Annotated in this window: 10 protein-coding genes; 5 read left to right on the top strand and 5 right to left on the bottom strand. The window is 73.1% G+C overall.

Translation table 11 applies throughout. From position 1 onward, the window contains the following. Nucleotides 1–10: 10 nt before the first annotated feature. On the bottom strand, nucleotides 11–571 hold the full coding sequence (locus tag ACHFIV_RS09115; RefSeq protein WP_398965401.1) for a flavin reductase family protein: 561 nt from the start codon (nucleotides 569–571) through the stop codon (nucleotides 11–13). Nucleotides 572–901: 330 nt separating this feature from the next. Beyond that, nucleotides 902–2,155: an ROK family protein gene (locus tag ACHFIV_RS09110; protein ID WP_398965400.1), complete on the bottom strand. Its 1,254-nt coding sequence runs from the start codon at nucleotides 2,153–2,155 to the stop codon at nucleotides 902–904. A gap of 557 nt (nucleotides 2,156–2,712) precedes the next feature. Between ACHFIV_RS09110 and ACHFIV_RS09105 the strand changes: the two genes are divergently transcribed. Continuing rightward, nucleotides 2,713–5,127: an endonuclease/exonuclease/phosphatase family protein gene (locus ACHFIV_RS09105; protein WP_398965398.1), complete on the top strand. Its 2,415-nt coding sequence runs from the start codon at nucleotides 2,713–2,715 to the stop codon at nucleotides 5,125–5,127. A 35-nt stretch (nucleotides 5,128–5,162) separates the two neighbouring features. On the opposite strand, the gene ACHFIV_RS09100 is transcribed toward ACHFIV_RS09105, so the two are convergent. From ACHFIV_RS09100 to ACHFIV_RS09090, 3 genes are read right to left on the bottom strand one after another with little or no spacing between them, the layout of a single operon-like run. Beyond that, nucleotides 5,163–6,116 carry an alpha/beta fold hydrolase gene (locus tag ACHFIV_RS09100; RefSeq protein WP_398965396.1) on the bottom strand — a complete coding sequence of 318 codons (954 nt, stop codon included), beginning with the start codon at nucleotides 6,114–6,116 and terminating at the stop codon, nucleotides 5,163–5,165. Nucleotides 6,117–6,134: 18 nt separating this feature from the next. Further along, complete coding sequence (locus ACHFIV_RS09095) at nucleotides 6,135–7,409, bottom strand: beta-ketoacyl-[acyl-carrier-protein] synthase family protein (RefSeq protein ID WP_398965395.1); 1,275 nt, start codon at nucleotides 7,407–7,409, stop codon at nucleotides 6,135–6,137. Then, nucleotides 7,406–7,639, bottom strand: a complete 234-nt coding sequence (locus ACHFIV_RS09090) for an acyl carrier protein (RefSeq protein WP_398965393.1) — start codon at nucleotides 7,637–7,639, stop codon at nucleotides 7,406–7,408. Before ACHFIV_RS09090 ends, ACHFIV_RS09095 begins: the two co-directional genes overlap by 4 nt. A gap of 241 nt (nucleotides 7,640–7,880) precedes the next feature. On the opposite strand from ACHFIV_RS09090, the gene ACHFIV_RS09085 reads away from it, so the two are divergent. The 4 genes from ACHFIV_RS09085 (at nucleotide 7,881) to ACHFIV_RS09070 (ending at nucleotide 11,267) form a co-directional block, all read left to right on the top strand. Next, nucleotides 7,881–8,324, top strand: coding sequence for a nitroreductase family deazaflavin-dependent oxidoreductase (locus ACHFIV_RS09085; RefSeq protein ID WP_398965391.1), 444 nt, complete (start codon nucleotides 7,881–7,883; stop codon nucleotides 8,322–8,324). Nucleotides 8,325–8,400: 76 nt separating this feature from the next. Continuing rightward, on the top strand, nucleotides 8,401–9,132 hold the full coding sequence (locus ACHFIV_RS09080) for a nitroreductase family protein (protein WP_398965389.1): 732 nt from the start codon (nucleotides 8,401–8,403) through the stop codon (nucleotides 9,130–9,132). Between the two features lie 215 nt (nucleotides 9,133–9,347). Further along, nucleotides 9,348–10,907: a peptidoglycan-binding protein gene (locus ACHFIV_RS09075; RefSeq protein ID WP_398965388.1), complete on the top strand. Its 1,560-nt coding sequence runs from the start codon at nucleotides 9,348–9,350 to the stop codon at nucleotides 10,905–10,907. A gap of 195 nt (nucleotides 10,908–11,102) precedes the next feature. After that, nucleotides 11,103–11,267, top strand: a complete 165-nt coding sequence (locus ACHFIV_RS09070; protein ID WP_398965386.1) for a hypothetical protein — start codon at nucleotides 11,103–11,105, stop codon at nucleotides 11,265–11,267. Nucleotides 11,268–11,385: the final 118 nt, after the last annotated feature.

Raw genomic sequence — 11,385 nt, 5'->3', positions numbered from 1 at the left:
GAATTCCTGATCACTGGTCGGGCGCGGGGCGGATGGAATGGTAGGAACCGTCGTGGAAGAGCAGCGGACTGCGCCCCTCGTCCAGCCAGGACTCCTCGACCCGGGCGACGACGATGCGGTGGTCCCCGGCCGGGACGATGTTCTGCACGGTGAGCCGCAGCCAGCCGGTCACCCCGTCGAGCACGGGCTCCCCGCCGGGCAGCCTGTGCCAGCGCGTCGGGGCGGCGAAGCGGTCGATGCCGCTGGTGGCGAACGTCGTGGCCAGCCGTTCCTGTCCGACGCCGAGGAAGTTCACGACGGCGGTGGAGGCCCGCTCGACATGCGGCCAGGAGGAGGCCGACGTCCCGACGCCGAAGGAGACCAGCGGCGGGGCGAGCGACAGCGAGCTCAGCGACGTGGCGGTGAACCCCGCCGGCCCGTGGCCGGCGTCCACGGTGACGACGACGACTCCCGCCGGGTACCTGCGGAAGGCCTGCTTGAAGCGCTCCGGGGCGATACCGGGAGAGGTCCCGCCGCCGGCGGGTGCTGAGGACGGTCGGACGGAGGCGTGCGAGGACACGGTGACGGTCAATGTCTCTCCCCGGTCGAAAGGCGGAAAAGGGGCGTGCGGAATCGCGCGACGGCACAGGGAGCGCGCGAGGGTGCACGGAGACGGGCGGAAGTGGTCACGCAGATATGCGGCCGCCCGGTGATTCAGCTGGGGGTTATCGGTTACCCGGACAGGGGCGACAACAGGAGCGCCGGGCGAATTCGCTCGTCGGCGCGGCCGGGCGGCAGGATCGTGCCGGTGTGGGCACGTTCTCCGAATTCCGCTGTCGGCTGGTCATGAATCCATCTTCCCGTCGGGGCTGCGGCCGGTCAACAATGCAACGTTCTGAATTAAAGCGGGAATCGGCGGAGGTCAGGACACCGCGGGCAGCGCGGGCCACGGACCGAGCGGATCGGCGTACAGGGCGTCCAGCGCCACCGCGCCGCCCGCAGTGGCGAGCACCCTGCCGGTGAAGCTGCTGGGCACGACGGCCTGTTCCGGGTCGTCGCAGACCCATGAGCGCCTGCCCACCTCGTCGCGCAGGTCGGCGAGGCACTCCGGCAGCCGGCCCGCTCCGGGCTCGACCACCACCAGGCACTCCGGGTCGAACATGTCCAGGAGCAGCGCCGCGGCCCGGCCCACCAGCCGTGCGCGGCGGCGGAACAGGGCCACCGCTCGCGGATCCCCGGCCATGGCGTGATCCAGCAGTTCCCCGAACGTCCGCACGTACAGGTCCTGTTCGGCGGCACGGCGGACCATGGCCCGTTCCGACACCTCGGACTGGAGGCAGCCGGTGCGCCCGCACCCACAGGGTTCGGCGTCGCCCGATCCACCGGATCCGAGGGGCAGGTGGGCCACGCTGCCCGCGCCGGAGCGCGGCCCCCGGTGCAGGGCGCCGGAGGTGGCGAACGCCGCGTCGACGACCGCGCCGACGAAGAGCAGCACGGCGCTGCGCCGGGTCGACACCTCGCCGAACATCTGTTCCGCCCGCGCCAACGCCCTCGCGTGACTGTCCACATGGACCGGCATGCCGGTGGCGGCGGCGAGGATCTCGCGTACGGGCACGGCCCGCCAGCCGAGGTGCGGATGATCCACGACGACTCCCGCCGCGGGGTCGACCCGGTGGCCGGTGGCGACGCCCAGGGCCAGCACCTGCCGGCCGGCCGCGTGAGCGGCCGTCAGCGAAGGGAGCCTGGCGGCCAGGCCGTCGAGGACCCCGCTCGGGTGCGTGCCGGTGTGCGGCCTGCGGTCCTCGGCCACGACCCGGCCACGCAGGTCCATCAGGGCGACCGTCGAGTGAGCGACCGCGATGTGGGCCCCGGCCACCAGGAAGCGGGAGGTGTCGATCTCCAGGGGCACATGGGGGCGTCCGAGCCCGCGCGGTCCCGTCGCCTCGGCACTCCGTCGGACCAGGCCCCGGGACAGCAGCTGCCCCACGTGCCCGGTCACCGCCGCGGGCGAGAGACCCGTGAGCCGGGCGACCGTGGAGCGTGCCACCGGGCCGTGGTCGAGGATCGCGCCCAGTACGGATCCCGTGCCGGAAGGACGGCGTACGTGCCCGGAGGAAGGGATCTCGGAGCGGCGCGGCGGCCGGGCACGGCGAGAGGGAGCAGGCAGACGTGTCACGGGACTTCCAGGTCCTCGACGGCAGCGGGCAGGGCGGTGAGTACCCCGGGGACGGGGCCTCCTGACGGACCCGGCGGCGTCGTGCCGGCCGGTGTCACGCCGATCCGTGGCGGAGCGTCCTGCGCGGGGCCGGGGAGGAGGAAGCTCCTCCGGGGGCGCGCGGACCGGGAGTGCTCAGTCCCGGTGACACGCCGCGGAGCACACGCGCTTCAGGTCGACATGACCTCGCGTCGTCAGGTGTGCGGATCGCTGCATGTCACGCAACGTATCCGCAAGGGCGCGAGGCGGTCAAACACCTGACCGCATGGTGGACTCCCGCACCACCGGCCGGGCGGAGTGCTCCACGGGCGCCCCGGGGCCGTCACCTTTCCGGACCGCCTCCCGGCCCCCATGGCGTGCGGGCGCGCGGCGCGCGGGGCTGTGAGGCGCCTCACCCGGCGCCGAAGTACCCGGCCCCGACGGGGGAATGACGCCGTGAATTAACCTCCGGTCTCTTGCCACGACCGTTCTACGCGCATAGCTTTTGGCCCCTCACCACACATTTGGGGGCAGTTCCCGTGCACATAGCCAGACCCGGCTCCGCCCTGCTGGCCGGCGCCGTCGCCGTGACCCTTTCCGTGACAGCGTTGCCCGCCGCCTTCGCGGCACCGTCGTCGTCGGCCGTGATCTCCGAGGTGTACGGCGGCGGGGGCAACTCCGGCGCGACGCTCACCCGTGACTTCGTCGAGCTGGCCAACGCCGGCCGGAGCCCCTTCGCCCTGTCGGGCTTCAGCGTCCAGTACCTGCCGGGCACCCCCTCCGCCGGCTCCCTGTGGCAGGTCACCGGACTGTCCGGCACCGTCGCGCCGGGTGCCCGCCACCTCGTCGCGCAGGCCGCGGGCACCGGGGGCACGGTGGCGCTGCCGGCCCCGGACACCACCGGTACCACCGCCATGTCGGCGGCCAGCGGCACCGTGGCGCTCGTCTCCGGCACCGCCCCGTTGACCTGCAGGACCGCGGCGGACTGCGCCGCCGACACCCGCGTCGTCGACCTCGTGGGCTACGGCTCCGCCGTCGTGCGCGAGGGCGGCGGCCCCGTGAGCGGCGCCTCCGCCACCGCCTCCGTGGCGCGCGGCGCGTCACTGGCGGACACCGACGACAACTCCGCCGACCTGAAAGCCGGTTCGCCGACGCCCGTCAACGCGGCGGGTGAGACCCCGGGCGGCTCCGGGCCGGGCGAGCCCGGCGGGCCGACGGAACCCGGCACGGTGCGGGTGCACGACATCCAGGGCACGACCCGTCTCTCCCCGCTCGCGGGGCAGGCGGTCACCGGGGTCCCCGGGGTGGTCACCGGCGTGCGGACCACGGGTTCACGCGGTTTCTGGATCCAGGACACGGCGCCGGACGACGACGCCCGTACGAGCGAGGGCGTGTTCGTCTACACCGGGTCCACGGCCCCGGCCGTCGCCGTCGGTGACTCGGTGCTGGTCAGCGGCAAGGTCGCCGAGTACTACCCGGCCACCGGCGCACAGTCGCTCACCCAGATCACCGCTCCCCTGACCACGGTCCTCTCCTCGGGCAACGCCCTGCCGGACGCGGTCGTCCTGGACGCCTCCTCGGTGCCGGACGCCTACGTGCCGACGGCCGGGGGCGGCTCGGTCGAGGCCCTCACCCTCGCCCCCGCGACATACGCCCTGGACCTGTACGAAGCGCTCGAGGGCGCCCGCGTCACGATGGCGGACACCCGGGTGACGGGCGCGACGACCGCGTACGACGAGGTCTGGGTGACGGTGAAGCCCCGGGAGAACCCGACCCGGCGCGGCGGCACGCTCTACGCCTCCTACGAGGACCAGAACACCGGCCGCCTCAAGGTGATGTCGCTGGACGCCTCACGGCCCGTACCGGCCGCGGACGTGGGCGACGTACTGGCCGGCTCCACCACCGGCGTCGTCGACTACGCGTCGTACGGCGGCTACAACGTGCAGGCCACCGAGCTGGGCACGCTGAAGGACAACGGCCTGAGGCGCGAGGTGACGCGGAAGCAGAAGCGCAAGGAGCTCGCTGTCGCCACGTACAACGTCGAGAACCTCGACGCGGCCGACGAGCAGGCCAAGTTCGACACGCTCGCCGAAGGTGTGGCGGTCAGCCTCGCCTCCCCGGACATCGTGTCCCTGGAGGAGATCCAGGACGACAACGGTGCGGTGAACGACGGCACCGTGGGCTCCGAGGCCACGCTGCGGCGCTTCACGGACGCGATCGTCGCGGCGGGCGGCCCCAGGTACGCCTGGCGCTACGTGGCACCCCAGGACGGCCGCGACGGCGGCGAGCCCGGTGGCAACATCCGTAACGTCTTCCTCTTCGACCCGGACCGGGTCGACTTCGTGGACCGCCCGGGCGGTGACGCGACCACCGCCGTGCAGGCGGTGAAGACGAAGAAGGGCGCCGCCCTGTCCGTCTCGCCCGGCCGGATCAATCCGGCGAGCACGGCCTGGGACAGCAGCCGCAAGCCTCTCGTGGGCGAGTTCCGCTTCCGCGGCGAGCCGGTCTTCGTCATCGCCAACCACTTCGCGTCCAAGGGGGGCGACCAGTCCCTGCACGGCCGCTACCAGGAGCCGGCACGCAGTTCGGAGACACAGCGCGTGCGGCAGGCGACGGAGGTCAACACCTTCGTCACCTCGCTGCTGAAGGCGGACAGGTCCGCCCGGGTCGTCACACTCGGGGACCTGAACGACTTCGCCTTCTCGCCCACGATGAAGGCACTCACCAGCGGCAAGGTGCTCAGGCCCCTCATCACGACACTGCCCGCGGGTGAGCAGTACAGCTACGTCTTCGACGGCAACTCGCAGACGCTGGACCACATCCTGACCAGTCCCGCGGTCCGCCGCTTCGACTACGACGTGGTGCACATCAACGCGGAGTTCGCCGACCAGGCGAGCGACCACGACCCGCAGATCGTGCGGATCGACGTGAAGGGCGGGGGCCACCGGCACTGACCCCCCGGGTGGCGGCCCGCGAGGGCCGCCACCGCTCACCGTGGTGCGGGCCGGCCCGGATACGGGGACGGTACGGGCGCCTGCTCCACGGGGACGGCTTCCCCGGCCCGCGCCTGGTGCGGGAGCCGGGCGTCCGAAGGACCGAGCGGCCGGTCCGTGAAGAACCGGGTCACGAGGGCCGCCACCTCGTCGGACCGCTCCAGCACGACCCAGTGGTCGGACTCCGGGAGGGTGAGGAAGCGGCTCCCCTCGATCGTTCCGGCGAACTCGCGCTGGAGCTCCGGCGACGTCACCGTGTCGTGTTCCCCGGCGAAGACAAGGGACGGTACGCCCGACAGCCCGCCGGTGAAGTCCGGCCGGTCCCCCAGTGCGCGCCGCAGCGAGTCGGCGGCGTGCGCCGAGTGGGCGACCGCGTGGAGGAACGAGCGCCGCACGTAGCGCCGGGCGAGCTCCCTGCGGTGCACGGGCCGTTCCGGGTCCAGGCACATCAGCCCGTCGGCGGCCAGCGTCGCGAAGCCCTCCGTGTCCCCCTCGGCCAGCGCCCGCGTCGCCCGGCGCCAGTGGGTGCGCCGGTCCGCACCGATATGGGTGGGGACGCCGCCGAGGACGAGCCGGGCGATCCGCCCCGGGTCGTGCTGCGCGCAGCCGAAGGCGATGGCCGCGCCGTAGGAGAATCCGAAGAGGTTGATCCGGGAGGCGCCCAGGTCGTCGATGATCCCGGTGACCGCCGCGCGCAGGACCGGGGCGCTGGGGCCGGGCGGCAGGGGGTCCGCCGTGCCCATGCCGGGAAGGTCGGCGGTCACCACGTCCGCCACCGGTCCCAGGTGGTCGTCCATCTGCGGCCAGCCGAACATGCCCTGCAGGGCGCCGCCGATCACGAGGACCGGCTCGGTGACGGTTCCCCCGCCGGCGTCCGGGTCGCGGGGCAGGAGCCGGTAGCCGTAACGCAGTCCGCCGACGGTCAGGCTCCGGATGATCTCCTCGGGCACGATGCTCCTCGTTTCCCGTCAGGCCCTGGTGAGCACGAGTGCTGCGTTGTGTCCGCCGAAGCCGAGCGAGGTCTTGACGGCACAGTCGAACGCGGCGTGCCGGGCCTCCTTGCTCACCACCTCGACCGGGACCGCGGGGTCGGGAGCGTCGAGATTGACGGTCGGCGGGACGAGCTGGTGCTGGAGCGCGAGGACGGTCAGGGCCGCCTCGATGCCGCCCGCCGCGCCCAGCGTGTGCCCGGTCATGGCTTTCGTCGACGTGACGAGGGGGTGCTCACCGAGGACCCGGCGCAGCATGGCCGCCTCGATGAGGTCGTTGGAGACGGTCGACGTCCCGTGGGCGTTGACATGGCCGACATCGGCGGGCCCGATGCCCGCGTCGGCCAGGGCGGTGCGCAGCGCCCGCTCGATGCCGAGGCCGTCGGGGTCGGGGGCGACGGCGGAGTGGGCGTCGCTCGACGCCCCGTAGCCGGCGACACGGGCGCGGACGGCCGCGCCACGGGCCCTGGCGTGCTCGGGGCGCTCCATGACGAGGAGCCCGGCGCCCTCGCCGACGACGAAGCCGTCGCGGTGCGTGTCGAAGGGACGGCAGGCCGCCTGGGGATCGTCGCGGCGGGTGGAGACGGCCCGCATCTGGCAGGCGCTGGCGATCAGGAGGCGGGAGCGTACCGATTCGGCACCGCCGGCGACGACGATGTCGCAGGCCCCGGTGCGCAGCATCTGGTGGGCCGTGCCGATGGCCACGGTGCCCGACGAGCATGCGGTGGACACGGCCTGGCTGGGGCCGTGGACGCCGAGGTCCATGGCGACGCTGCTGGCCGCGCCGTTGACGACGCTCAGCGGGGCGAGCTTCGGCGAGACGCGCCGGGCGCCGCGCTCGGTGAGGGTGGTGTGCTGTTCGTCGTAGAACGGCAGGCCGCCGTGGGCGGAGCCGATGACGACGGCGACCCGCCCGCTGTCCCAGACGGCAGGGTCGAGTCCGGCGTCCGCGACCGCCTCACGGGCGGCGATCACGGCGAGCTGCGAGAAGCGGTCCATCAGCCGCTGCGCCGCCACGCCGAGGAGGGCCTTCGTGTCCAGGTCCTCGATGGTGTACATGAAGTCGCACGGCAGACCGGCGAGCTCCGGCAGGTGCGGTACCGAGGGACCGGCCGCCGTGCCGCACACGCCCTGCCACGCGTCGTCGACTCCCACGCCTGCGGCGGTGACCAGGCCGACACCGGTGACCGCGGCGCTGAAGGGCTCGGTGCCCGGCCGGGCGGACCCGCGTGCGGACGGTCCCCGGCCCGTCACGCGCCCGCCTTGCCGCACACGGCCGCGACCAGGTGGCCGACGGTGTCGCGGGACGACAGGACGACGTCCTCCAGGTCGATGTCCATCCGGTCCTCGATGAGGAGCCGGAGTTCCTCCAGGGCGAGCGAGTCCAGCCTGAGCTGCCGGAGCGGCACCTCCGGCCGGATGGCCTCCGGATCCGTTCCGAACCTGGTGACGAGCAAGGCGCTGATCTCTTCCGAGGTGCTCATGGGGACGCTCCTCCGCTTTCGGTACGCGGTGACGCCGGCCGCGTGGTGGGTGAGATGGCCATCGGGGACGCCGGCTGCTCGGGAGGGACCCTTTATACGCCTTCGGGCCGGCCGTTCCCGACCCCGTTCCCCCGTGAGGAGGGGGGACGGGCAGGTGTGCGATTCCGGCGCGCCGTGGCGGCGGGTGACACGATGGGCACGGACGTACGGACATGAGGACCTACCGGAGGACGAGGCGGCCGTGGCGACGGAAGAGCACGACGGGGCGGTACGGACCAGCCCGGCCAAGTGGGTGGCCGCGCAGGCGGAGTTGTACGAGTCGTCGGGCGGCACGAAGGGCACCACCCAGCTCGGCGTCCCCTGCCTGCTGCTGGACTACGTCGGCCGGCGCAGCGGTGCCGTGCGCCGGACGGTGCTGATGTACGGGCGGGACGGTGACGACTATCTGATCGTCGGGTCGAACGGCGGCTCGGACAGCCACCCCCTGTGGTACCTGAACCTGCTGGCCGAGCCGGCGGTGGACGTCCGCGTCGGCACGGAGCGCTTCCCGGCCCTGGCCGAGACGCTCTCCCCCGGCGAGAAGGAGCGGGTGTGGCCGCGTCTCGTCGAGGTGTTCCCCCGGTACGCCGAATACCGGGCGAAGACGGGCCGCGACATCCCGGTGGTCCGGCTCGTACGGCGCTGACCTGCACCGGAACGAGCAGAAGCGAAGGGCCAACAGGGCTGCCCCCGCGAGGGCTTGAGCCGTACACTCCGCGATCATGACCTTCGAAACGGTGTACACGGATGCCCCCGCCCCCGACGGGCCCGCGCTCTTCCCGACCATGTCCACGATGCGCGCCATGCGCCGCCTCAAGCCGGACGCCGTCCCCGACGAGACGCTCGACCGGCTCGTCCAGGCCGCCGTCTGGGGGCCGAGCGGCGGCAACATGCAGTGCTACGAGTACGTGGTCGTCACCGACCGCGCGGTGATGGCCGAGCTGGCCCCGCTCTGGAAGCGGTGCGTGGACGCCTACCTGGCGACGACCGGCAAGCACGCGCCGAAGGGCATGGACGGCGCGGCGTACGGGCGGATGGTGGCGGCGATCGAGTACCAGCGCGACCACTTCGCGGACACACCGGCTCTGATCATTCCCTGTTACCGGTTCCCGGAGCCGCGGTTCGACGAGGAGGGGCTGGGTGTCTACGCGGAGTCGCTCGGTCCGGCGGGCCTCGACCACATGACGAACACCCGAACCCGCTTCCAGGCACTCGCGGAGGGTTCCTGCGTCTATCCCGGTGTCCAGAACCTCCTGCTCGCGGCGCGGGCGCTGGGGCTCGCCGCCAACCTCACCATCTGGCACCTGATGCTGGAACAGGAGTGGAAGAAGGCCCTCGGGATCCCCTCGGACACGCACACCTTCGCCGCCGTTCCGGTGGGCTGGCCGCAGGGCAACTTCGGGCCGGTCCGCCGTCGGCCGGTGGCCGATGTCATCCACCGGAACCGCTGGTAGCGACCTCCGCCCGCCGTCGCCCCCCGGTCCGGGGGCGGCGGCCGCCGGTGGGGCCCGTGACGTCCTCAACTCCATTGGAGTGAAAGAGATTTGGACACACGAGGGGGTCATTGTCATGCCCTGAGCAGATGGATAGCCTGTGCGGGCTCAGCGGCCCTCGGCCCACCCCGACCCGGTCCGGCGGCCTTCCTCTCCCCCACAGACCTGGAGCAGGTATGCCCCGACGCCCCGCAGGCCACACCCGAGGCCACGCAGCCGTGCTGGCCTCCCTCACCGTGACCGCCCTCGTCACCACCGCCACCCCGGCCACCGCCGCCCCCGCCCCCGCCCCCGCCCCCGCCGCGGATTCCATGAACCAGGGCTTCGAGCGGGCCGCCGGAGAGTTCGGCGTACCGCGTGACCTGCTCGCCGCCGTCGGGTACGGCGAGACACACCTGAACGGACACGCGGGGCGCCCCAGCCAGGACAACGGCTACGGCGTGATGCACCTCGTGAGCAACCCGTCCAACCACTCCCTGGAGAAGGCCGCGGCGCTGACGGGCGAGTCGACGGCCGAGCTGCGCGAGGACACCGAGGCCAACATCCTGGGCGGGGCCGCGGTGCTGCGGAGCCATGCCGACGCGCTGGGGATGGACGGCACCGAACGGGCGGACATCGACGCCTGGTACCCGGCCGTCGCCCGCTACAGCGAGGCCGAGGGCGCTGTCGCCGCCCTCTACGCGGACACCGTCTACACCCTCCTCGCTCAGGGGCTGCGGGCCACCGTCGCCGGGGGCGAGCGGGTCACGGTCACCTCCCGCCCGGTCTCCCCGGAGAAGGGCCCCCTGGCGAAGGCCGACGTGGCCGCCCCGAGCCCCGACTACCCGTCGGCCCTCTGGGTGCCCGCCAACTCCGCGAACTTCGCCGTGAACCGTACGGCGACGGTCGACAAGGTGGTCGTCCACGTCACGCAGGGCTCGTACGCCGGGACCATCAGCTGGTTCCAGAACGCGACCTCCAAGGTCAGCTCGCACTACGTGGTCCGCTCGTCGGACGGCCAGATCACCCAGATGGTGCGCGACAAGGACACCGCGTACCACGCCAAGAGCGCGAACGCCTCGTCGCTCGGCATCGAGCACGAGGGCTTCGTCGACGATCCGACCTGGTTCACCGACACGATGTACCGCTCGTCGGCGGCACTCACGAAGTACCTGTGCGACCGCTACGGCATCCCGAAGGACCGGTCGCACATCATCGGGCACAGCGAGGCCCCCGGCAACGATCACACCGACCCGGGTGCCAACTGGAACTGGTCCTACTACATGCAGCTCGTCGGCGGCTCCGCCAGCGGGGCCGACGGGCTGAGCTTCGGTTCGTACACGACCCTGAAGAAGGGCTCGACCGGCCCCCAGGTGAGGGCGGCGCAGACGCTGCTCGACCAGCAGGGCTACGAGGCGGGCGCCGCGGACGGCATCTTCGGCGCCACCACCGAGAGCGCGGTCCGGGCGTTCCAGACCGCGCGCGGTCTCGACGCCGACGGCATGGTCGGGCCGAAGACCTGGACCGCGCTGCTGTCCGCCGGCACGACCCCCGCGCTCGCCACGGGCTCCTCCGGCGAGGCGGTCAAGCGGCTGCAGCGGGCGCTGACCGCGGCGCTGGGCAGAACGGTGACCGCCGACGGCGCCTTCGGCACCCTCACGGACAAGGCCGTCCGCGACTACCAGAGCACCCGGAGCCTGTCGGTCGACGGCGGCGTCGGCCCCGCCACCTGGGGCGCGCTCCAGTCCGGACGCTGATCCCGGCGACGCTCCGGCGCCCCGCGCCCGCCCGCTGGGTACCGGTACTCGCGCGACGCCCTGGCGCCGCCCCGCCCGCCCGTGCGCTCCGGAGCGCATCCGGAGGGCACGGGTGCGCCTTCCCCCGCACCACGTCGACGGACGAACCTGAGCCCTGTCGGCACCCGGCCGACAGGACCCGGAGGGCGGTCGGACATGGCTCGTACGCAGTCGGCATGCGGAGCACTCACCCAGAAGGGCACTCGCTGCCGGCGCCTGGCGATGAAGGACGCCTCCCGGTGCGACCGCCACCGGGGGGACTGGTCGGCGTACACCGTCGCGCGGCGCAAGGCACGGGAGAAGGCGGCCCGCCGGCGATGAGACCGCCCTGCTGCCGCCGTCGGTGCCCGGGCGGACCTGGCCGGTACCGGCCGGCGCCCCCGGCGCGTTCCCCGCGGTGAGCGGCACCTGCCGCACGACGCGGTGGTCCCGCATCCCA

Origin of the sequence: Streptomyces sp. ALB3 (assembly GCF_044385685.1) — a bacterium.
GTDB lineage: Bacteria > Actinomycetota > Actinomycetes > Streptomycetales > Streptomycetaceae > Streptomyces.
The sequence above is the reverse complement of the archived record's forward strand: the minus strand, read 5'-3'. Positions and strand labels throughout refer to the sequence as shown.